Raw genomic sequence first — 21,285 nt, forward strand, 5'->3', positions numbered from 1 at the left:
GTGATCGCCGGGGCCGGTTACGGCGCGTACGTCATCCAGGCGGGGTCCGGCTACTCGTCGGCCAGCACCACGCATGACCGGGGCGGCAGCCGCAGCAGGCCGTCCTCGTCCGGTGGCGGTACGGGTTCCCAGGCGGCCAGCACCCGGCCCGCGCCGCCGCCCAGGGGGATCCGTACCGGTCCGTCGGAGAGGTTCACCGCCACCCGCAGATCGCCCCTGCGGTACGCGATCCACCGGGCCACCTCGTCGTAGGCGACCCGTACCGACGCCAGGTCCGGGTCGCGGAGGTCCGGTTGGGCGTGGCGCAGGGCGATCAGCTCGCGGTGCCAGGCCAGCAGGCGGGCGTGCGGCTCCCGGGCGATCTCGGTGCGGTCCAGGCAGGAACGGTTCCGCGTCGCCGGGTCCTGCGGGTCGGGGATGTCCTCCTCGGCCCAGCCGTGCGCCGCGAACTCCCGGCGCCGCCCGCTGCGTACGGCCTCGGCGAGGACCGGATCGGGGTGGTCGGTGAAGAACTGCCAGGGGGTGGTCGCGCCCCACTCCTCGCCCATGAAGAGCATCGGGGTGTGCGGCCCGGTCAGGACGAGCGCGGCGGCGCACGCCAGCAGCCCGGGGGAGAGGGTCGCCGAGAGCCGGTCGCCGAGCGCGCGGTTGCCGATCTGGTCGTGGGTCTGGGCGTACCCGAGGAAGCGGGTCGCCGGGGTGCCCGTACGGTCGACGGGTCTGCCGTGGGTCCGGCCCCGGAAGCTCGAATACGTACCGTCGTGGAAGAAGACCCGGGTCAGCGTCTTGGCGAGCGCGGCGAGCGGCTCCCGGGCGAAGTCGGCGTAGTAGCCCTGGGATTCACCGGTGAGGGCGGTGTGCAGGGCGTGGTGGAAGTCGTCGTTCCACTGGGCGTGCAGCCCGAGGCCGCCCTCGGTACGCGGCGTGGTGGTGCGCGGATCGGCGAGATCGGACTCGGCGATCAGGAAGAGCGGGCGGCCGAGGTCGGCGGAGAGCGCGTCGACGGCGGCCGACAGCTCTTCGAGGAAGGTCAGCGCGCGCTGATCGGCCAGCGCGTGGACGGCGTCGAGCCGTAGTCCGTCCAGCCGGAAGTCCCGCAGCCAGGACAGGGCGCTGTCCAGCAGATACGCCCGCACCTCGTCGGAGCCGGGCGCGTCGAGATTGACGGCGGCGCCCCAGGGGGTGTGATGCGTGTCGGTGAAGTACGGGCCGAAGCGCGGCAGATGGTTCCCGGCGGGTCCGAGGTGGTTGTGGACCACGTCGAGTACGACGCCGAGGCCCAGCCCGTGGGCCGTGTCGACGAAGCGCTTGAGGCCCGCGGGGCCGCCGTACGGTTCGTGCACCGCCCAGAGCGACACCCCTTCGTACCCCCACCCGTGGATACCGGGGAACGGGCACACCGGCATCAGCTCGACATGGGTGATCCCCAGCTCGGCCAGCGGGGCGAGCCGGGCCGCCGCCGCGTCGAAGGTGCCCTCCCGGGTGAAGGTGCCGATGTGCAGCTCGTACAGGACCGCGCCGGCCGGTCCGCGTCCCGGCCAGGCGGTGCCCCATTCGTAGGCGTCCTGGTCGACGACGGCGCTCGGGCCGTCGGGGCCGTCGGGCTGACGGCGGGAGCGCGGGTCGGGGAGCAGGGGGCCGCCGTCGAGCGCGAAGCCGTACCGCGTCCCGTCGGCGGCGGGGGCCTCGGCGGTCCACCAGCCGGGGCGCTCCGGATCGCGGGCCATGGGGACGTCGTCCCCGTCGTCGCCGTCCCGGGCCGTGTCCGCGTCCATGACCCGGAGCGTGGCCCGGTCCTGGGCCTTCGGCGCCCACACCTCGAATCGCACGGGCGGTTCCCCCTTGTCCTCGGTACGGTCGTCCTCGGCACGGTCACTGATCCGGACGGTCATCGCTTCACACGGTGACACCTCCCATGGTGACAAGCGAGGCGGCGCGGGGCGCGGTGATCGCGGCGAATCGGGTGCACCTGCCGCCGGAGCGGCGGCCGGGACGGTGGCGGCGGGAACGACGGATCGTCTGGACACCTCGGGCCGCTCAGAAGGACAATCACGTCTGTGACGTCCTCCTACGAGTCCCACACGCATCCCGCGCGGCTCTCCGACGCCGAGCGGGACCGTGCCCTGGCGGTGCTCAGGGAAGGCGCGGCACAGGGAAAGCTGTCGCACGACACGTTCTTGCGCCGGATGGATCTGGTGCTGACGGCCCGTAGGGCCGAGGAGCTGAAGTTGCTCACGGCCGATCTGGAGACCGAAACCCCTTGGGCCCGGAGGGTGTTCACCGCGGTGGGCCGGGTCTCCGCGTTCTCGCAGCGGCTGCGCAGGGCCTGGCAGGCGGAGCGGCTGCCGAAGCTGCTGCTGCCCCGGCCCGGCCCGTACCCGCTGCTGATCGGCCGTGATCCGATGAACGGACTGCGGCTCAGCCATGACACGGTCTCCCGGCTGCACGCCGAGCTGAGCATGCGGGACGGGCTGTGGGTCCTGCGCGATCTGGGGTCGACCAACGGCACGACGGTCAACGGCCGTCGGGTCACCACGACGGTCGTGGTGCGCGACGGCGACCTGGTGAGCTTCGGCCGGATGAGCTTCCGGCTCGCCTCGGACTGACCTCGTCCGGGGAGAGCCGGGCCCGGCCCGCCGTTGTGGTGTGGGGGTGGGAACGGCGGGCCGGGGGTGGCCGGCGCCCGGTGGGGGACGGACGCCGGTGGGGGATCGTCCTGCGGGTCGTGACGGGTCGGCGACGGGTCAGTGGACCGAGCAGGGCGGTGTGGTGGCGGTGTCCGGCGCTCCTCCGCTGACGACGTAACTGAAGGTCGTGGTGGCGCCGGGTGCCAGTTTGCCGTTCCAGTCGACGTTGTGGACCATCGCCTGCTGGCCGCTGTAGGTGGCGTTGCCGTTCCAGAGGCTGTCGACCTTCTGGCCGGCCGGCAGACCGAACTCGACCATCCAGCCGAGGATGGTGTTGGGGCCGGTGTTCTTGACCGTCATCTCGGCCTGGTAGCCGCCCGACCAGGTATTGGTCGTCTTGCGGGCGGCCGTGCAGCTCGCCGTGGGGTCGGGCGGGTCGGTCGGGGTGGTGCCGGGCTCCCCGACGCCGGTCACCTCGCCCTTGCCGCCGTCGAAGACCACGTCGGAGCAGCTGTAGAAGGTCTCATTGCTGTCGGAGCGCTGCCACACCATGTAGATGATGTGACGGCCGCTCTTGCCGGTGGGCAGATTGCCCTTCCACTTGTAGGCGGTCTCCACCGTGCCCGCGCTGCCGGTGACCGCCGGGTGGTCGACCGTCAGGAAGGGCTGGGCCTCCAGGTCGTCCCAGGTGAAGGTCTTCGTGGGGTCGAAGCCGTTCTTCGTGACGTACACATAGAACCAACCGGGGTGCGCTGCCCAGGCGTTGTACGAGAAGTCGAGCGAGGCGCCCGAGGTCAGGTGGGTCAGCGGCCAGTCGGCGCGGTTCTTGTTGTAGCCGCTGAACGTGGTGTTGCCACCGCTGCACAGCTGGCCGTCGGGGATGAACCCCTTGGTCCGGCCCGCGCCGTCGGAGCGCAGTACGGAGAACCAGTTGTAGAGCGGGGTGGTGCCGCTCTCGGCCACGGCGGCCTTGCAGGCGGGGTTGACGGGTTTGATCTCACCGGTGCTGGTGAGGCCGTCGCGCCAGCACATGAAGGTGCGGCTGGCGGGCTGCATCGGGGTGCCGTGGGCGTCGGAGGTGCCGCTGTTGACGACGACCAGCAGGAGGGCGGGCAGGACGGCGAGCAGGGCGAGGAGTACGGCTCTGCGGGGGTGTAACAGCCACAGTGGGGGACGGTTCATCAGCGCGAGTCCCTTCGGCGTGATGGACGGAGGAGCGGGCGTCACCGGGCGGCGGTGCCCGGTGTGGTGCGCGCTGTCACGACAGTGGCGGCCGGGTCGGCTCCGGCGGAGCAAATGTCGTGATCATGACAGCGAGGGAGATGGGAGCGCTCCCATTTCGGAAAGTAGCGCGGCTCGGTCACTCTGTAAACGGCCGGGTCGGGATTTTCTCGTACGAGCCCGCCGACGGCCTCAGTCCGCCGTCAGCAGCGCCACCGGAAACCCGTCGAGCAGCTCCGCGAGCGGCGCCGTCCCGGCCAGCTCACGACCGGTCAGCAGCTCGCGCCAGCGCCCCGGCGGCAGCGTCAGCGCGGTGGAGCGCCAGCCGCCCGCCCGTTCCAGACCGTGGGCGAGCCGGGTCACCACCGTGATCGCGCGGCCGGTGCGGACGAAGGCCAGACAGTGCGCGGCGGCGGGGCCCGTCGCGTACAGCGGGGTGTAGGTCCCCGACTCGCGGAAGAGTTCGGGCCGCTCCCGGCGCAGCCGCAGCGCCGCCGTCGTGACCACCGTCCGGTCGTCGGGCGGGCCCGGCCTGAACGGCCCGCGGTTGTCCGGGTCCACCAGCGCCAGGTACTCGCGCTCGGTGCCCTGGTACAGATCCGGCACCCCCGGCATCGTCAGCTGCACCAGCGCCGCCCCCAGCGCCCCGGCCCTGACGTACGGCGCGACCTCCCGGTTGAACGCCGCGACCGCGGCCCGCGCGGGCCCGGCGGGACCCGCCTCGACGAACGCGGCCACCGCCCGCTCGTACAGCTCGTCCGGCTCCGTCCAGCTGGTGTGCAGCCCGGCCTCCCGTACGGACTTCAGCAGCGCGGGCACCAGCCGCGAGCCCTCCGGCGGGCTGCCGTCCGAGGCCGGGGTGAAGCCGACCGCCGTCTGCCACGCCTGCCACGCCACCTGCGGATCCGGCGCGGGCAGCCCGGTCGCCGCCGTCTCCTCGGTGACCCGCGCCAACAGCTCGTCCCACCGCCCGGGGCACTCGGACAGCACGGCGATCCCGGCCCGTACGTCCGCGCTGCGCTTGGTGTCGTGCGTGGTCAGTACGGTGCCGGTGGCGGGCCAGTCGCGCGCGAGCCGGGCGCAGTACGCGTGGAAGCGCTCCGGGGAGACGGCCGGGTTCCCCGGAGCGCCGCCCACCTCGTTCGCGGAGATCAGCGGTACGTAGCGGTAGAACGCGGTGTCCTCCACGGACTTGGCGCGCAGCGCGGACGCGGTCTGCGCGAAGCGCGCGCAGAACGCCGCCCGGTCCGGCCCCGGACCGAGCCTGCCGAGCGCCAGCTCCCGCACCACGTCCACGGCCGTCGCCTCGCGCGCCACCCGGAACGCCGTCTTCGCCTGCCGCACCGCCTCCTCCGGGACCGCCGCCTCGGCCGCCCGGGGGCACGGCCCGCCCGCCGTGGTGTACGGGCGGTAGACGGGGACCCGGACCAGCAGCTCCGCGACCGCCGTGCGCAGCGCCCAGGGCGCGTGGTCGCGCAGCGCGGGATCGGCGGCGCAGACGCGCCCCGCGATCCGTACGAGGGCGTCGGTCTCGGCGGCCAGCTCGTGGAAGAGCACCTTGTACGCGGCCCGCCGCACCGTCCCCTCCCAGTAGCCGCCCCGGTCGCCGACCGGCGCGGCGATCTCGCGGTAGCGCCGCTCCAGCGTCTCGGCGCCCACCGGGTCGGTGAACACCCCGTCGATATGGCGCAGCGCGTCATAGCCGGTGGTCCCGGCGACGGGCCAGCCGGCGGGCAGCACCTCGTCATCGGCGAGGATCTTCTCGACGACCGTCCAGCAGCCGCCGGTCGCCTCGTTCAGCCGGCGCAGATACCGCTCGGGGTCGGCGAGGCCGTCCGGGTGGTCCACCCGCAGTCCTTCGACGACCCCGTCGCGTACCAGCTCCAGGATCTTGGCATGGGTGGCGGCGAAGACCTCCGGGTCCTCCACGCGCAGGCCGATCAGCTCGGAGATGGTGAAGAAGCGCCGGTAGTTCAGCTCGGTACGGGCCAGCCGCCACCAGGCGAGCCGGTAGTGCTGGGCGTCGAGCAGCTCGGGCAGCGGGAGGTCCTCGGTGCCCGGCGCGAGCGGATAGCGCCGGTCCCCGTGGCGCAGCTCGCCGTCCTCGGTCCGGAGGTTCGCCAGCTCCTCGCCGAGGGGGCCGGGCAGCACCGGCAGCAGCAGCTTGCCGTCGCCCGCCGCCCAGTCGATGTCGAACCAGCGGGCGTACGGGGAGCCGGGGCCGTCCCGCAGCACCTCCCACAGGGCGCGGTTGTGCTCGGGCGCGGCGGCCATGTGGTTGGGCACGATGTCGAGGACGATCCCGAGGCCGTGCTCCCGGGCCCGAGCCGCCAGCGCCCGCAGCCCCTCCTCGCCGCCCAGCTCCGCCCGTACGGCGGAGTGGTCGGTCACGTCGTAGCCGTGTGTGGAGCCGGGCACGGCCTCCAGGACCGGGGACAGATGCAGATGGGAGACCCCGAGCGCGGCGAGATACGGCACGGCCCGCCGGGCGGCCGAGAACGGGAAGTCCGGCTGGAGCTGGAGCCGGTAGGTCGCGGTGGGAGTCATACGATCGTACGTACCCCGGATATTGGGTTGTGTGCCATACGAGGGGCCGGGTGGCACGAGGTCGTTACGGCTTGAAGATATAGGGCGTGGTCGTGCCGAGGGCGGTGAATCCCAGGCGCTGGAGGATCGGCCGGCTCGTGTCCAGCGCGTCGACCTGGAGGTAGCGGTAGCCGCGGGCGGCGGCGAGCCGGGCCCGATAGGCCACCTGGGCGCGGTAGAGACCCCGGCCGCGCCATTCCCGTACCGTACCGCCGCCCCACAGACCGGCGAAGTCGGTGCCCGGCGGCAGCTCCATCCGGGAGGCGCTCACCGGGGCGCCGTCCGCCAGGACGACGACCGCCTCCAGCGTCTTTGGGGCCTCGGCGAGCTGGGTCCGCAGCCGGGCGCGCAGCTGGGGGTGGTCCTCGCCGAACGCCTTCTCGTGGACCTCCACCATGAGGTCGAGCCCCGCCTCGTCGGTCACGGGCAGCAGCCGTACGCCGTCCGGCAGCTCGGGCTCGGCGGTCAGCGCCGCGCTCTCCGCGATCATCAGCGCCTCGGCGGGCTCGGGGGTGCCTCCGGCGGCCGACAGCCGTCCGGCGAGGTCGGTGGGGAGATCGTGGGAGTAGAGCTTCCACTCGAACTCACGGCCGAGGGAGGAGAAGTACGCCACCTGTGCGGCGATGGCCGCGTCGGCCGTCGCGTCCGTGAGGTCCGACCAGATGATCCCGTTCCAGGCGTCGTCCCCGGCGCCCACCTGCCGTACGACCCCACCGGTCCGCTCCACCCGGGCGCCCGGCCCGTCGGCCGGGGCCTCCTCGCGCATCTGCCGGTCGAACGCCGCGCGTACTCTCGCTGCCACTGTCTGATCCATCCGGACACTGCAACACCCCGGGGACGGCCCGGCAACCGGATTTCCGCCGCCTCCCCGGGGGCGCCGCGCCCTGTCGTACCTTCCCTGCGTCGTACCTTCCCTACGCCGGACGCATCAGCACCGTCATACTGCGGCCGATCAGAGTGAGCATCTCACCTCCGTCGACCTTCTCCCCCTGCCCCGGGGCGATCCCGTCCGGACGGGCCGTGTCGACCATGAGCCGCCACTGCTCGCCGTGGTTGACCGGCACCACGAACTCCAGCTCCTCGGCTCCCGCGTTGAACATCAGCAGGAACGAGTCGTCCGAGATCGGCTCACCGCGCGGCCCCGGCTCCGAGATGGCGTGGCCGTTCAGGAAGACCGTCATGGCCTTGGCGTGCGCAGCCTGCCAGTCCTGCTGGGTCATCTCCTCACCCTCGGGGGTGAACCACGAGATGTCCGACAGCTCGTCGTGCGTCCCGTCCACCGGGCGCCCGTGGAAGAAGCGCCTGCGCCGGAAGACCGGATGGTCGCGCCGCAGCCACACCATCGCCCGGACGAATTTCAGCAGGGAGGAGTCGTTCTCCGCGCCCTTCTCGGGCCAGCGGACCCAGGAGACCTCGTTGTCCTGGCAGTACGCGTTGTTGTTGCCGCCCTGCGTACGGGCGAACTCGTCGCCGTGGCTGAGCATCGGCACGCCCTGCGACAGCATCAGCGTCGCGATGAAGTTCCGCATCTGGCGCCGGCGCAGCTCAAGGATCTCCGGATCGTCGCTCTCGCCCTCCGTGCCGCAGTTCCAGGACCGGTTGTGGCTCTCGCCGTCGCGGTTGTTCTCGCCGTTGGCCTCGTTGTGCTTGTCGTTGTACGAGACGAGGTCGTGCAGGGTGAAACCGTCGTGGCAGGTGGTGAAGTTGATGGAGGCCAGCGGCCGTCGCCCGTCGTCCTGGTAGAGATCGGACGAACCGGTCAGCCGGGACGCGAACTCCGCCAGCGTCCGGGGCTCGCCGCGCCACAGGTCCCGTACGGTGTCGCGGTACTTGCCGTTCCACTCGGTCCACAGCGGCGGGAAGTTCCCCACCTGGTAGCCGCCCTCGCCCACGTCCCAGGGCTCGGCGATCAGCTTCACCTGGCTGACCACGGGGTCCTGCTGGACGAGGTCGAAGAACGACGACAGCCGGTCCACCTCGTGGAACTGGCGGGCCAGCGTCGCCGCCAGATCGAAGCGGAAGCCGTCGACGTGCATCTCGGTCACCCAGTACCGCAGCGAGTCCATGATCAGCTGGAGTACGTGGGGGCTGCGCATCAGCAGCGAGTTACCGGTGCCGGTGGTGTCGGTGTAGTACCGCTGGTTCTCGCCGAGCCGGTAGTACTGGGCGTTGTCCAGCCCCCGGAAGGAGAGCGTCGGGCCGAGGTGGTTGCCCTCGGCCGTGTGGTTGTAGACCACGTCGAGGATGACCTCGATCCCGGCCCGGTGCAGCGCCCGTACGGCCTGTTTGAATTCGAGCACCTGCTCGCCCCGGTCGCCCCAGGAGGCGTAGGTGTTGTGCGGGGCGAAGAATCCGATGGTGTTGTAACCCCAGTAATTGGCGAGACCGGAGTCCGCCAGCCGGTGGTCGTTGACGAACTGATGGACCGGCATCAGCTCCAGCGCGGTGACCCCCAGCTCCGTCAGATGCTGGATCACCGCCGGATGGGCCAGCCCCGCGTAGGTGCCGCGCAGCTCCTCGGGCAGCTCCGGATGGAGCATGGTGAGGCCCTTCACATGGGCCTCGTAGAGCACGGTGCGGTGGTATTCCGTACGGGGCAGCCGGTCGTCGCCCCAGTCGAAGTACGGGTTGACCACGACGGAGGACATCGTGTGGGGGGCGGAGTCCATGTCGTTGCGCGACTCCGGCCTGCCGAAGTGGTAGCCGTACACCGACTCGCCCCACTCGATGCTGCCGCTGATCGCACGCGCGTACGGATCGAGCAGCAGTTTCGCGGAGTTGCAGCGATGCCCGCGCTCCGGCTCGTAGGGCCCGTGGACCCGGAAGCCGTAGCGCTGACCGGGCATGACGCCCGGCAGATAGGCATGGCGTACGAAGGCGTCCGTCTCGCGCAGTTCCACCGCCGTTTCTGAACCGTCGTCGTGCAACAGGCACAACTCGATCCGGTGGGCGGCCTCCGAATAGACCGCGAAGTTGGTACCGGCGCCGTCGTACGTGGCGCCGAGGGGATACGCCTGTCCCGGCCAGACCTGCATAGATAGGACTCTTCCACTTCTGATCCGGGTGGTGCGGGCTCTTGGGCCAGATCTTCCCCGAAATCGGGGCAACCTCCTAGGACCCCGATGCGTTCCCGTCGCTTCTCGGCACGTCATGTCGGAGTCAATTCCAGGGGTCAACCTCACCCTCCGCGCCGTCGGCCGGAGCGGCGGCGGGGGCCGAGACCCTGCTCGGCGGCCCCTCGCGGACCACGGCGCCCCGTCCGCCCCGGAGCATAACGGGAGCAATAGGGGTGAACCATACCGTTTCACCAGAAGTCAACGTCCGGAACAAGCCTCATGGGCAAGGGAGTTGGTGAAGCAGCCTGCGCATCGGGCTGCACCGTGTCCGCTCGGCGGAGTACCCTTCCTTGATCGTTGAATAGGGAGAGAAGGCGGGTACGCGGGTGAGCTCGGGCGGGCTGGAGCTGCCCCCAGGTGACGCAGGTCACGCGGGGGAATCCGGCGACATCCAACCTGGAGCGGTCTCCCTCGCGCGACCGATGGAGATCGGCGCGGAGCTGGACTGGGGCGCGGACGCGTGGAGCGAGGTCCGTACGCGCGCCCAACGGGCCGGGCGGGCCTATATCTGGCTGAATCTGGTGGAACAGCGATTGCGCGCGGTCGTCGCCGCCGTCCTGCGGCCCATCTACGAACCCGTCCACGGCGAGGAGTGGGTGGTCGCCGCCGCCGGACCCGCCGGACAGGAGTGGGTGCAGCGCGCCGTCGCCGTACGGGAGGTGTCGCGCCGCAAGGGCTATCTCCTGGACCCCGCCGACGACAACGTCCTGAGCTTCCTCACCCTCCCGCAGCTGCGGGAGCTGATGGTCCAGCACTGGCCCTGCTTCGAGCCCTACTTCGACGACCGCCGCGATGTGGAACTGGCACTGGACGAGCTGGAGGTCGCGCGCAACGTCGTCTCGCGCAACCGCGCGCTCTCCGAGACCGTGCTCGCCCAGGCCGAGCGGGCCTCGGCGAAGCTGCTGGAGATCCTGGGCGGCGGCGGTGGCGTGCCCTCCTCGTCGCGACTGCGGGTCGACGCGGTCGAGGACCTGGTCGGCGACCGGTACGGCGACGTCGTCTCCGTCCACTCCGACCGGGTCAGGCTCCAGCGGCAGCTGCCCGCCGAGGACCTCTTCGGCGGCGCCCGGCGTGTCGACGCCATCGGCATCGGACTGAACCTCCTCGTCCAGAACTTCTCGGGCCGGCGGCTGATCCGGCTCGCCGAGTCCGGCTGCCGGATACGGCTGGTCTTCCTCAACCCGGCGAGCAGCGCAGTCAAGCGCCGCGAACGCGAGATGGGGCTGCGCAAGGGCGAGCTGAGCCGGTCGGTGGAGATGAACATCCTCCATATGCGCCGGGTGCGCTCCAGGCTCCGCGACCCCGGCGCCTTCGAGATCCATGTCTTCGACGAGACCCCGCGCTTCACCGCGTACCTCGTGGACGGCGACGGCCCCGACGGGCTCGCCGTCGTCCAGTCCTATCTGCGCCGGGCGCGCGGCATGGAGGCGCCGGTGCTGGTGCTGCGGGGCGGCGGGCGTGAGGTCGTGCGCGCCGGGCAGGACACGGAGCACGGGCTGTTCCAGACCTACCGCGAGGAGTTCGAGTCGGTCTGGACGGACTCGCGGCCGGTCTCCTGATCCCCGGGGAGACCGGGCGCCCCCGCGTTGTCAGTGGCGCGTGGCAGGGTGAACATCCAACGGGGGAAGCACCACCGCGGGATGAGGGAGGGGCCACGATGGCTTGGCACGGTGAATCGCTGGTCGGGTTCGATCTGGAGACGACCGGCACGGAGCCGCTGGAGGCCCGGATCGTGACGGCCGCGGTCGTCGAGGTCCGGGGCGGCGAGGTGATACGGCAGCGGAGCTGGCTGGCGGACCCGGGGATCCGGATCCCCGCCCAGGCGTCCGCGGTCCATGGCATCAGCAGCGAGCGGGCGGCCGAGGAGGGCCGCCCCGCCGCCGAGGTGACCGGCGAGATCGCCGCGCTCCTCGCCGGGTACTGGGCGCGCGGGGTGCCCGTCGTGGCGTACAACGCCGCCTTCGACCTGACGCTGCTCACGGCGGAGCTGCGCCGGCACGGGCTGCCCGCGCTCGACCCGGTCGGCCCGGTGATCGATCCGTACACGATCGACCGCGCCGTCGACCGCTACCGGCGGGGGAAGCGCACGCTGGAGGCGGTCTGCGGGGAGTACGGCGTGGTGCTCGACGCCGCGCACGAAGCGGGCGCGGACGCGCTGGCGGCGGTCCGGGTGGCCACCGCGATAGCCGGGCGGCACCCCTCGGTGGCCGCGCTCGACCCGGCGGAGCTGCACCGGCGTCAGATCACCTGGTACGCCGAATGGGCGGCGGACTTCCAGCAGTTCCTGCGCCGCAAGGGCGAGACGGACGCGGTGATCGACCCGGTCTGGCCGATACGCGGACAGCCGGTGGCCACCGCGTCCTGAAGCCTGCCGGACGTCGGGACGCCGAGGTGTCAGAAGGGGTGCCAGCGGACCTCGGGGTCGTCCTCGCGCAGTGAGGCGACCCGGCGGCGGAACTCGTCGAGCGCCTTGGGGTTGGCCGGGGCGTGCTGCGCCACCCAGGCGCAGCTGGCCGTCTCGCGGGCGCCGCGCAGCACCGGCGTGCCGGGCCACTCGCGTACGTCCCAGCCGTAGGCCGCCGTGAAGGTGTCGTACGCCTCGGCGGGCAGGCCGTAGCGGTCCAGGGACAGGGCCATGACCACGAGGTCGTGTTCGCGGAAGTCGGCGGAGAAGGTCTCCAGATCGACCAGGACGGGGCCGTCCGGGCCGACATGGACATTGCGCGGGAGCGCGTCGCCGTGGATCGGACCCACCGGCAGATACGGGGTGAGGGTGGCCGCCGCCTCGGCGAAGCCGTCCCGGCGCCCGCGCAGATAGTCGGCGTCGGCCGGGTCGATGGCGTCCCCGGCGAGCCGCAGCCAGCGTTCGACCCCGCCGAGGAGTTCCCGGCGGGGCAGGGAGAAGGCGGAGGGGGTGGGCAGCGCGTGGACCAGTCGCAGCAGGGCCACCAGATCGGCGGGCCCGGCGGGGCGTACGGCGGCGGGCAGCCGGTGCCAGACGGTCACCGGATGGCCGTCCACCGACCGTGCCGCGGGTTCGGCGGCCCGTACGGCGGGCACCTCCCACTCCGCGAGCCAGGACGCGAGGGCGACCTCCCGCCGGGCGCGCTCCAGCAGTTCGGGGTGGTCCGTGGCGTTCCGGCCGATCTTGACGACGGGACCGTCGGGTCCGGCCGTCGCGAAGACCGCGTTCTCGCCCAGGGCCAGCAGCTCGGCGTTCCGCGTCCGGGGCAGTCCCGTCGCGGCCAGAATCTCCCGTGCCCGCGCCTCGTCCATCAATGGCTCACTTACTTCCCGTGGCTGTGCTTCTCCGTCGTGCGAATCAGCCAAAGTCTCGCATCCGCGCGCGGCCGCTTGACGCGCCGAGGGGCTGTCAGCACGATGACCGGGGCCGCCTGGGTGGCCGGAGCCTTGCAAGCCGCCCGAAGGAGTCGAATCCGTGACATCGGCGACCGCGACGGAGCGGTCCGGGGAACGGCGGCCGGGGAAACGGCCGCGGACAGGGCGCGGGCCCCGAGAACGGCGGTCCGGCGGCGGGCGCCCGAAGGGTCCGGGAGCGATCCGGCCGCTGGACCGGGGCGGCTGGTTCCTGGTGCTGCCCGCGCTGATCCCGATCCTGGTCCTGAGCGTCGGGCCGCTGCTCTACGGCATCGCGCTCGCCTTCACCGACGCCCAGTCGGGCCGTACGGAACCGACCCACTGGATCGGCACGCTCAACTTCCAGGACCTGCTCCACGACACGCTCTTCCAGGACTCGTTCGGGATCGGTCTGCTGTGGGCGGTCGGAGTGACCGTGCCCCAGTTCGCGCTGGCGCTCGGGCTGGCCCTGCTGCTCGACCAGAACCTCCGCTTCCGCTGGCCGGCCCGCGCGCTGGCGATCATCCCCTGGGCGATGCCCGAGGTGGTCGTCGGCATCATGTGGCGGCTGGTCTACAACGCGGACGCCGGAATCCTCAACGAGACCCTCCGCGATCTCGGGCTGGGCGAGGGCCGGGACTGGCTGAGCGGACTGGCGACCGCCCTGCCCGCGGTGATCGTCGTCGGGATCTGGGCGGGGATGCCGCAGACCACCGTCGTCCTGCTGGCCGGCCTCCGGAACACCCCGCCGGAGCTGCACGAGGCGGCGGCGCTCGACGGCGCGGGCGCGTGGCGCCGCTTCCGTACCGTCACCTGGCCCGCGCTGCGGCCCGTCGCGCTGGCCGTCACCGCGCTCAACTTCGTCTGGAGCTTCAACTCCTTCGCCCTGGTCTATGTGCTGACCAACGGCGGACCGGGCGGCCGCACCCGGCTGCCGATGCTCTTCGCGTACGAGGAGGCGTTCCGTTACGGGCAGTTCGGGTACGCCGCCGCGATGGGCTGTGTGATGGTCGCGGTCGTCTCGGTGGTCCTCTCGTTCCGTCTCGTCGGACGGCTCAGGGGCGGGGAGGCGGGATGAGCCCGCGCGTCAGCGGGTCCGCGCGCGCCGGACAGTACCTCGCGCTCCTGTGCTACCTGGTCTTTCTCGTGCTGCCCTTCCTCTGGCTGATCTCCACGGCCTTCAAACCGGCCAGGGAGCTGGGCAGCCTCCATCCCACCTGGATCCCGCACGACCCGACGCTCGGCAACTTCCGCCAGGCGTTCGACGAGCAGCCGCTGCCGCGGGCCGCCGCCAACAGCCTGCTGGCGGCCTCGGCCGCCGCGCTGACCGCCGTCGTCGTCGCGACCCCGCTGGCCTATGTGATGGCCCGCCGGCGCGGCAGGCTCGCGGCGGCGGCCACCGGCTGGGTGGTGGTCAGCCAGGCGTTCCCGTTCGTGCTGGTGATCATTCCGCTCTTCCTGGTCCTGAAGAACCTCCAGCTGATCAACTCGCTGATCGGACTGATCGTGGTGTACGTCGTGTGGGCGCTGCCGTTCGTCCTCTGGATGCTCACCGGATACGTACGGGCCCTGCCGGCCGAGCTGGAGGAGGCCGCGGCGCTGGACGGCGCGGGCCGGCTCCGTACGCTGATCTCGGTCACCGCGCCGCTGCTGGCGCCGGGGATCGTCGCGACGGCGCTCTTCGCGTTCATCACCGCGTGGAACGAGTTCTTCTTCGCCCTCGTCCTGCTCAAGAGCCCGGAGAAACAGACCCTCCCGGTGGTCCTCACCCACTTCCTGGGGGCGGAGGGCGTCGCCGACCTCGGGCCGCTCGCCGCCGCCGCGTTCCTCGCGACCCTCCCCTCGCTCGTCCTCTTCGCGGTCATCCAGCGCCGGATCACGAGCGGGACGCCGACGGGGGCGGTGAAGAACTGATGCGCAGGATCGTGGCCCTCGCGGCGGTGACGGCGGCTCTCGCGGCGCTGCTCGGCGGCTGCTCGGACGGCGACGGATCCCGGGACGGCCGGATCACCCTGCGCTTCCAGTCCCTGGCCTGGCAGGACGAGTCGGTCCGGGCCAACAAGGAGCTGGTGAGGGAGTGGAACGCGGCCCATCCGGAGATCCGGGTCGAGTATGTCCAGGGCAGCTGGGACAGCGTCCACGACCAACTGCTCACCTCCTTCGAGGGCGGCGAGGCGCCGGACATCATCCATGACGCCTCCGACGACCTCGCGGACTTCGCCTACGGAGGCGAGCTCGCCGATCTCACCCCGCTGCTGACCGGCCGTCTGAAGCGGGACATCCCGGAGAGCGGTTGGGGGACCACCACCTTCGGCGACGGGGTCTACGGGGTGCCGTTCCTCCAGGAGCCCCGGGTCCTGATCGCCAACAAGAAGATCCTCGACGCCTCCGGGGTCCGGATCCCGACCGTGGAGAAGCCCTGGAGCTGGCCGGAGTTCCGGCGGACCGCCAAGGAGCTGACCGCCTGGATGCGTACGGAGGGGAGCGACGGGGCAGGGAAGTACGCGGTCGCCTGGCCGCTCAAGGACCCGGTCTCCGCCACGCTCAATCTGGGGCTGTCCACCGGCGGGCGGCTCTTCCACCGGGGCGCGGACGGAAAGGTGACGATCCGCTTCACCGAGGGCGACGCCGTCGTCCCCGGCACCATCCACGACCAGGTCAACACGGACGGCAGCGCGTCCGGGACCACGCTCGGAATGGGCGGCTCCGACACCCTGCCCGGCCTGTTCGGCGGCAAGTACGCGATGGTCCCGCTGGGGTTCTCGTACCGTCAGCAGATCATCCAGCAGGCGCCGGAGGGCTTCGCGTGGACGGTGCTTCCGGCCCCGGCCGGTGCCGTGGCCGGGCTGGCCCAGGGTGCCGGCCCGCAGACCCTCTCCATCGCCGAGGCCAGCCCGCACAAGCGGGAGGCGGCCCGCTTCCTCGACTTCTTCCTCCGCCCGGATAACATGCTGCGGCTCGCCAGGGGCGACTGGATGCTCCCGACCGGGACCCGGGCGCTGACGGACCCGTCCCTGCGTACGGCCGAGCACGGCTGGGCGACGGGCACCGCGCTCGCCCGGGAGCTGCGCCCGGCCCCGGCGCAGTCGGTGCGCGGCTATCCGGAGTGGAAGGACAAGGTGGCCACTCCGGCGTTCCAGGAGTACTACAGCGGTGCGATCGGCCGCGCCGAGTTGGAGAAACGCCTGGTCAAGGACGGTAACCGAGTGCTGGCGCGCTATCAGCGCCGACCGGCGGGCGGATGAGCGGGCCGGGGGATTGATCGGTTGTACGAGACGTGACGTCTCGCCTGGGGTCGGGATATGACCGCCCCGAAGCGCGCCCAATATCGCCATGTTCTCGATCGCCGCGCCCGGGCATGTGAACCCGAGCCTGGACGTCATGAGGGAGTTGGTCGACCGCGGCCATCGCGTCAGCTACGCCATCCCCGGGATCTTCGCCGAGAAGGTCGCCGCGACCGGCGCCGAGCCGGTGCTCTACACCTCGGTCCTGCCCACCCCCGACGACGACCAGGCGCAGGGGGGACGGAGCTGATCGAGGAGACGCCGCCCACGCCCACGCCGCTGTCCGCCGCCCGCCCTATCGTGGCCCCATGACCACGACGTACGCGGCGCTTCTGCGCGGAATCAATGTGAGCGGCCACAAGCGGGTCCCGATGTCCGACCTCCGGGAGCTGCTCGCGGAGCTGGGCCACGGCGAGGTCCGTACGTACCTCCAGAGCGGCAACGCCGTCTTCACCAGCGCCTCCGACGACCCGGACGCGCTGGCCGCCGCGCTGGAGCGGGCCATCGAGAAGCGCTTCGGCTTCACCGTCGGCGCTCTGGTGCGCGACGGCGCGTATCTGCGGGCGATCGTGGAGAACTGTCCGTTCCCCGCCGCCACCCTGGAGGGCAAGCAGCTCCACGTCACGTACTTCTCCGAGCCGGTGGGACCCGAGCGGCTCAGCTCGCTCGACGCGGCAGGCTACCTCCCGGAGGAGTTCCGCCTCGGAGACCGGGCGCTGTACCTGTACGCACCCCAGGGCCTCGGCCGCTCCCGCCTCGCCGAGGCGCTGGCCCGTCCCGCCCTGTTCGCGGGGGTCACGGCGACCAGCCGCAACTGGAACACCGTGACCAAACTGGTGGAGCTGACCCACGCCCGACCGGCCGGCTGAGCCCGACGCGGTCCGTTCAGGCGGACCGGGCCAGCGTGTCCGGTGCCGTACGGGAGCACGATTGGGCGAAGCGTTCCAGCACCAGCCGGGCCAGCTCCGGGGCCGGGCCGAGTACCCCGGCGCAGAGGTCCGCGCCGCTCTCCCGCGCGCCCGCGGCGATACGGTCGGGGAGGCGGCCGGGGGCGATGACGTACGGGGCCACCACGACCCGTCGTACCCCGTCGGCCCGCAGGGCGCGCACCACGTCCTCGGTACGGGGAAGGGAGGCGGAGGCGAACGCGGGCCGCACGGCGCACCAGCCGGTGCGCCGCCACTCCCGCGCGATGCCGGCGATCACCGCGATCGCCTCCGGGTCGGAGGAGCCCGCCGAGGCCAGCACGACCCCGGTCGAGCGCTTGTCGTCGGGCCCGAGCCCGGCCTCGTACAGCCGCCGTTCCAGCGCGTCCGTCAGCAGCGGGGACGGGCCGAGGACACCGGCCTGCCGGATCCGCAGCCACGGGTGGCGGACGGACGCCTCGTGCAGGACGGCCGGGATGTCGGACTTGGCGTGGAAGGCCCGGGTCAGCAGCAGGGGCTGGGCGGCCACGTCCCGTACGCCGTCCCGGGCGAGCCGGTCCAGCACCTGGTGCACCGAGGGGCTGTCGAACTCCAGGAAGCCCGTCTCCACCCGCAGTCCCGGCCGCAGCGACCGCAGCCGCGCCGTCAGGGCACGGACCGTCGCGCCATGGCGCGGGTCGCGGCTGCCGTGGGCGATGACGAGGAGCACGGGGGAGTTCTCGGGCACGGCCGGATCAGCCCCTGACCAGCAGGCCGCGGCTGCGCAGGACACGGCGCTCCAGCGGCGAGAAGATCAGCAGGTCGATGCCGATACCGACGATCAGGATCAGGATGATGGTGGCCAGCACCCCGGACATGTCGCTGTAGGTACGGAAGTTCTCCAGCAGCTGTCCCAGACCCGTGCCCAGGTCGGGCGAGTTGGCGATCAGCTCGGCGGCCATCAGCGAGCGCCAGGAGAACGCCCAGCCCTGCTTCAGCCCCGCGAGATACCCGGGCAGCGCGGCGGGCAGCAGCACATGGCGTACCCCGTTGACCCCCGTCGCGCCGATGGTGCGCGCGGCCCGCAGATAGAGCGGCGGGATCTGGTCGACGCCCGCGACCAGGCCGTTGGCGATGGAGGGGACGGCGCCGAGCAGGACCACCGCGTAGATGGTCGCGTCGCTCAGCCCGAACCAGATGATGGCCGCGGGCACCCAGGCCACCGAGGGGAGCGACTGGAGCCCCGCCAGGATCGGCCCGATGGCCGCGCGCACCACCTTGACCCGGGCCACCAGCAGCCCGAGCGGGGTACCGATGGCGACGGAGACGACGAAGCCGAGGGCGCCCCGGGACACCGAGGTCCAGATGTAGCCGAGCAGCGTGCCGTCGAGCCACATCCCCTGGACGGAGCGCCAGACGTCCAGTGGCCCCGGCAGTACGTAGTCCGGCTTGATGCCGGACACGGCGGCGAGCTGCCACGCCGTGACGACCAGCACGATGGCGATCAGGGGCGGCAGCACCTTGGAGACGAGCAGCGCGGTGAGGGACACCCTCTCCTTGGGGGAGCGCGTCTCCAGTGCGTCGAGGCCCGCTTCGAGGCCCGCGAGATCGGCCTTCCCCGCCGGCCGGGTACGCGCCTCAGGCCGCACAGCGACGGAACCGGCGGAATCGGAACCGGCGGAACCGGCCGGACCGGAAGCCGCGGAATCGGCGGAATCGGAATCGGAATCGGCGAGAGCGGATTCGGTGTCAGCGCTGGCCATGTCGGCGGATCTCCTCCCTCAGTTGTTCGGTGATTTCCACGGAGAGGTCCGCCACGGCGGAGTCCTCGATCCGGCGGGGCTGCGGGATGTCGATCCGCCACTCGCGGGCCACCCGCCCCGGCCGGGACGACAGCAGGACGACGCGCTCCGCCAGCCGGACGGCCTCGCGGACGTTGTGGGTGACGAAGAGGACGGACAGGTCGGTCTCGGCCCAGATCCGGGTCAGCTCCTCGTGGAGTACGTCCCGGGTGATGGCGTCGAGCGCGGCGAACGGCTCGTCCATCAGCAGGAGCCGGCTGTCCTGCGCCAGCGCGCGGGCCAGCGCCACCCGCTGCCGCATCCCGCCGGACAGCTCGTGCACCCGCTTCTCGTGGGCGCCCGCGAGCCGTACCAGCTCCAGCAGCCGTTCCGCCTCGGTGCGGCGTTCGTTCTTGGGCAGCCCGCGCATCTTGAGGGTGAGTTCGATGTTCTGGCCCGCGGTCAGCCAGGGGAACAGCGCGTGCTCCTGGAACATCAGCGCGGGCCGCCCGCCGGGCACCTCGATGGTGCCCGAGGACGGCTTGTCCAGCCCCGCCACCAGATTGAGCAGCGTGGACTTACCGCAGCCGGAGGCCCCCAGCAGGGTCACGAACTCGCCGGGCACGATGTCCACGGTGATGTCGTCCAGCACGAGCTGCTGGGCGCCGGGTCTGCCGAACGACTTCGACACATGGCCGATCCGGGCCGCGAAGGAATCCGGGCCGGCCGGAGGGGACTTCTTGGTGAGTGCGGTGGCCATGAGCACACCTCCTGGGTAAGTTCCGGGGTCCCGTACGGGAGGGCTCCGGCGATCCCGTACGGGACCGGTGCGACGTCTCCCGTACGGGATCGGGACAGGTCTCCCGTACGGGAGAGGGACACGCTTCCGTACGGGACTCGAAGGGCGGGCAGGCTACTCGGCGCCGAGACCGGCGTCGGAGACCTCGGGCCGGCCCTCGGCCTTGAGGACCTTGTTCAGGATCCGGAGGTCGTAGATGCCCTTGAGGAGCGGGTCCTTGAGCAGCCCCGCCTGGACGGCGTGCCCGGCCTCCTCGCGCAGGGTCGAGGCGAGCGGGTCGTTGAGCAGCTCGACGTTCTTGAACGCCGGGTCGAGGACGTCGGCGGGCAGTTCCTTGCCGGAGTCGGCCTTCAGCTTGGCGTTGACGGCCGCCTTCGCCTCGGCGGGGTTCTTCGCGATCCAGAGGTTGGTCTTGACCGAGCCGCGCAGCACGGCCTCGACGACCGCCGGGTACTTCGCCAGGAACTTCTGGGAGACGATCACATTGGTGATGACGAACTGACCGTTCTTCCAGAGGGACTTCTCGTCGAGGAGCACCTTGCCGCCGCCGGCCACCAGCTTGGACGCGGTGGGCTCGGGCACCCACGCGCCGTCCAGCGATCCGGCCTCGAAGGAGGCGGGGATCTCCTTGTTGTCCTGGCGGACGACCGACACATCGCCCTTGCCGGTGGTGGCGTCGACCTTCAGCCCCTTGCCGGCCAGATAGTTCAGCAGCGCCACGTCCTGGGTGTTGCCGAGCTGCGGGGTGGCGATGCGCTTGCCCTTGAGATCGTCCAGTGACGTGATCTTCTTCGGGTTGACGACGAGCGACACGCCGCCGGACGCCGAACCGGAGATGATCCGCAGGTTCTGGCCCTTGGACTTGGTGTAGCCGTTGATCGCGGGGGAGGGGCCGATCCAGCCGATGTCGATGGAACCGGCGTTGAGGGCCTCGATCTCGGACGGGCCCGCGTTGAAGACGTTCTGCTTGATCTTCGTGCCGCCCAGCTCCTTCTGGAGCAGGCCCTTCTGGAGGCCCACCAGGGCGGTGGCGTGCGTGACATTGGCGAAGTAGCCGATGTTGACGGTGTCGAGGCCGTCTGTCTTCGCGGCCCCGGCCGTGACCTTGACCTCGTCGGTGCTGGTCGTCTTCTCCGAGCCGTAGCCGCAGGCGGCGAGGGTGACGGCGAGCAGGGGCAGTGCGGCGACGGCGGCCAGACGGCGGCGCGTGGCGGTGCGGGAGGCAGGCACGGGAGGGGTCCTCTCGGTGGCCCGTGCTCACGCCCGCACGGTGTACGGGGGCGTGGCCGGGAGGTCGGCAGGTCTTCGGTGGGACGTGTGCGGCGAGTGGGGGGTGCGGGCGCGCGAGCGGTGCGCGTACGTCATCACGCACATCGCGCCACCCCGCCGGTCCCCGCGCCGAGGGCGCCGCTGCCGACACGGCCGCCCTCCTTCGCGAACGTCGCGTACATGTCGATGGCCATCAGAAGTCCCAGCCCTCGTCGTCGGCCGGAGCGCCGGCGGTCCCGGCGGTCCCGTCCGCGAACGCCTCGCCCGCCATCCCCGCGGTCAGCGTCGTGCCGTCGGCGGGGTCGATGAGGAGGAACGATCCGGTGCGTCGTGAGGCCGC

The 21,285-nt window shown here is 71.8% G+C and carries 17 protein-coding genes and 1 pseudogene; 8 read left to right on the top strand and 10 right to left on the bottom strand.

All coding sequences use genetic code 11. The features are described 5' to 3' along the window. Positions 1-50 precede the first annotated feature (50 nt). On the bottom strand, positions 51-1,775 hold the full coding sequence (treZ, locus tag ACIP8W_RS20495; RefSeq protein ID WP_401956000.1) for a malto-oligosyltrehalose trehalohydrolase: 1,725 nt from the start codon (positions 1,773-1,775) through the stop codon (positions 51-53). A 282-nt stretch (positions 1,776-2,057) separates the two neighbouring features. Here treZ and ACIP8W_RS20500 point away from each other — a divergent pair, with 282 nt between their 5' ends. Then, complete coding sequence (locus ACIP8W_RS20500) at positions 2,058-2,606, top strand: DUF1707 and FHA domain-containing protein (RefSeq protein WP_401955911.1); 549 nt, start codon at positions 2,058-2,060, stop codon at positions 2,604-2,606. Positions 2,607-2,744: 138 nt separating this feature from the next. On the opposite strand, the gene ACIP8W_RS20505 is transcribed toward ACIP8W_RS20500, so the two are convergent. The 4 genes from ACIP8W_RS20505 to glgX all read right to left on the bottom strand — a co-directional run bounded on the left by ACIP8W_RS20505 (position 2,745) and on the right by glgX (position 9,469). Continuing rightward, on the bottom strand, positions 2,745-3,809 hold the full coding sequence (locus ACIP8W_RS20505) for a lytic polysaccharide monooxygenase (protein WP_401955910.1): 1,065 nt from the start codon (positions 3,807-3,809) through the stop codon (positions 2,745-2,747). A 231-nt stretch (positions 3,810-4,040) separates the two neighbouring features. Next, on the bottom strand, positions 4,041-6,395 hold the full coding sequence (gene treY, locus ACIP8W_RS20510) for a malto-oligosyltrehalose synthase (protein WP_401955909.1): 2,355 nt from the start codon (positions 6,393-6,395) through the stop codon (positions 4,041-4,043). Positions 6,396-6,459: 64 nt separating this feature from the next. Continuing rightward, complete coding sequence (locus tag ACIP8W_RS20515) at positions 6,460-7,200, bottom strand: GNAT family N-acetyltransferase (RefSeq protein ID WP_401955999.1); 741 nt, start codon at positions 7,198-7,200, stop codon at positions 6,460-6,462. Positions 7,201-7,348: 148 nt separating this feature from the next. Then, complete coding sequence (gene glgX / locus ACIP8W_RS20520) at positions 7,349-9,469, bottom strand: glycogen debranching protein GlgX (protein WP_401955908.1); 2,121 nt, start codon at positions 9,467-9,469, stop codon at positions 7,349-7,351. Positions 9,470-9,876: 407 nt separating this feature from the next. On the opposite strand from glgX, the gene ACIP8W_RS20525 reads away from it, so the two are divergent. Beyond that, complete coding sequence (locus ACIP8W_RS20525; protein ID WP_401955907.1) at positions 9,877-11,109, top strand: SAV2148 family HEPN domain-containing protein; 1,233 nt, start codon at positions 9,877-9,879, stop codon at positions 11,107-11,109. A gap of 98 nt (positions 11,110-11,207) precedes the next feature. Next, a complete protein-coding gene (locus ACIP8W_RS20530; protein ID WP_401955906.1) occupies positions 11,208-11,915 on the top strand; it encodes a 3'-5' exonuclease in 708 nt (235 codons plus the stop codon). A gap of 29 nt (positions 11,916-11,944) precedes the next feature. Here ACIP8W_RS20530 and ACIP8W_RS20535 read toward each other — a convergent pair whose 3' ends face one another. Further along, a complete protein-coding gene (locus ACIP8W_RS20535; protein ID WP_401955905.1) occupies positions 11,945-12,826 on the bottom strand; it encodes a phosphotransferase enzyme family protein in 882 nt (293 codons plus the stop codon). 163 nt (positions 12,827-12,989) lie between these two features. Between ACIP8W_RS20535 and ACIP8W_RS20540 the strand changes: the two genes are divergently transcribed. The 5 genes and pseudogenes from ACIP8W_RS20540 (at position 12,990) to ACIP8W_RS20560 (ending at position 17,060) form a co-directional block, all read left to right on the top strand. Then, a complete protein-coding gene (locus ACIP8W_RS20540; RefSeq protein ID WP_402204052.1) occupies positions 12,990-13,985 on the top strand; it encodes a carbohydrate ABC transporter permease in 996 nt (331 codons plus the stop codon). Next, a complete protein-coding gene (locus ACIP8W_RS20545; protein WP_401955903.1) occupies positions 13,982-14,821 on the top strand; it encodes a carbohydrate ABC transporter permease in 840 nt (279 codons plus the stop codon). Before ACIP8W_RS20540 ends, ACIP8W_RS20545 begins: the two co-directional genes overlap by 4 nt. Beyond that, the gene (locus tag ACIP8W_RS20550) at positions 14,821-16,152 is read left to right on the top strand and encodes an ABC transporter substrate-binding protein (RefSeq protein WP_402204054.1); all 1,332 of its coding nucleotides are present in this window, start codon (positions 14,821-14,823) and stop codon (positions 16,150-16,152) included. The genes ACIP8W_RS20545 and ACIP8W_RS20550 overlap by 1 nt, the downstream gene beginning before the upstream one ends. Before the next feature lie 57 nt (positions 16,153-16,209). Then, positions 16,210-16,432 (top strand): annotated as a pseudogene (locus ACIP8W_RS20555) (glycosyl transferase); the annotation flags it as partial. A gap of 67 nt (positions 16,433-16,499) precedes the next feature. Further along, positions 16,500-17,060, top strand: a complete 561-nt coding sequence (locus ACIP8W_RS20560) for a DUF1697 domain-containing protein (RefSeq protein ID WP_402204055.1) — start codon at positions 16,500-16,502, stop codon at positions 17,058-17,060. Between the two features lie 16 nt (positions 17,061-17,076). Here the strand turns inward: ACIP8W_RS20560 and ACIP8W_RS20565 are convergent, their stop codons facing one another. The 4 genes from ACIP8W_RS20565 to ACIP8W_RS20580 form a co-directional block, all read right to left on the bottom strand. Continuing rightward, a complete protein-coding gene (locus ACIP8W_RS20565; protein ID WP_401955900.1) occupies positions 17,077-17,844 on the bottom strand; it encodes a sirohydrochlorin chelatase in 768 nt (255 codons plus the stop codon). Between the two features lie 7 nt (positions 17,845-17,851). After that, positions 17,852-18,859, bottom strand: a complete 1,008-nt coding sequence (locus ACIP8W_RS20570) for an ABC transporter permease (protein WP_402204057.1) — start codon at positions 18,857-18,859, stop codon at positions 17,852-17,854. Beyond that, complete coding sequence (locus ACIP8W_RS20575; RefSeq protein WP_401955898.1) at positions 18,846-19,637, bottom strand: ABC transporter ATP-binding protein; 792 nt, start codon at positions 19,635-19,637, stop codon at positions 18,846-18,848. Before ACIP8W_RS20575 ends, ACIP8W_RS20570 begins: the two co-directional genes overlap by 14 nt. Positions 19,638-19,790: 153 nt before the next feature. Continuing rightward, positions 19,791-20,906 (bottom strand): aliphatic sulfonate ABC transporter substrate-binding protein, encoded by a 1,116-nt coding sequence (locus ACIP8W_RS20580; RefSeq protein WP_402154242.1) that lies wholly within the window; start codon positions 20,904-20,906, stop codon positions 19,791-19,793. Between the last annotated feature and the right edge of the window lie 379 nt (positions 20,907-21,285).

Origin of the sequence: Streptomyces sp. NPDC088554 (assembly GCF_044752945.1) — a bacterium.
Taxonomy (GTDB): Bacteria; Actinomycetota; Actinomycetes; order Streptomycetales; family Streptomycetaceae; genus Streptomyces.

What these genes read in the sequence shown, in the direction of transcription:
- treZ (WP_401956000.1), bottom strand. Translation starts at nt 1,775, where the DNA reads ATGGACGCGGACACGGCCCGGGACGGCGACGACGGGGACGACGTCCCC.
- ACIP8W_RS20505 (WP_401955910.1), bottom strand. Translation starts at nt 3,809, where the DNA reads ATGAACCGTCCCCCACTGTGGCTGTTACACCCCCGCAGAGCCGTACTC.
- treY (WP_401955909.1), bottom strand. Translation starts at nt 6,395, where the DNA reads ATGACTCCCACCGCGACCTACCGGCTCCAGCTCCAGCCGGACTTCCCG.
- ACIP8W_RS20515 (WP_401955999.1), bottom strand. Translation starts at nt 7,200, where the DNA reads ATGCGCGAGGAGGCCCCGGCCGACGGGCCGGGCGCCCGGGTGGAGCGG.
- glgX (WP_401955908.1), bottom strand. Translation starts at nt 9,469, where the DNA reads ATGCAGGTCTGGCCGGGACAGGCGTATCCCCTCGGCGCCACGTACGAC.
- ACIP8W_RS20530 (WP_401955906.1), top strand. Translation starts at nt 11,208, where the DNA reads ATGGCTTGGCACGGTGAATCGCTGGTCGGGTTCGATCTGGAGACGACC.
- ACIP8W_RS20535 (WP_401955905.1), bottom strand. Translation starts at nt 12,826, where the DNA reads ATGGACGAGGCGCGGGCACGGGAGATTCTGGCCGCGACGGGACTGCCC.
- ACIP8W_RS20545 (WP_401955903.1), top strand. Translation starts at nt 13,982, where the DNA reads ATGAGCCCGCGCGTCAGCGGGTCCGCGCGCGCCGGACAGTACCTCGCG.
- ACIP8W_RS20550 (WP_402204054.1), top strand. Translation starts at nt 14,821, where the DNA reads ATGCGCAGGATCGTGGCCCTCGCGGCGGTGACGGCGGCTCTCGCGGCG.
- ACIP8W_RS20560 (WP_402204055.1), top strand. Translation starts at nt 16,500, where the DNA reads ATGACCACGACGTACGCGGCGCTTCTGCGCGGAATCAATGTGAGCGGC.
- ACIP8W_RS20570 (WP_402204057.1), bottom strand. Translation starts at nt 18,859, where the DNA reads ATGGCCAGCGCTGACACCGAATCCGCTCTCGCCGATTCCGATTCCGAT.
- ACIP8W_RS20575 (WP_401955898.1), bottom strand. Translation starts at nt 19,637, where the DNA reads ATGGCCACCGCACTCACCAAGAAGTCCCCTCCGGCCGGCCCGGATTCC.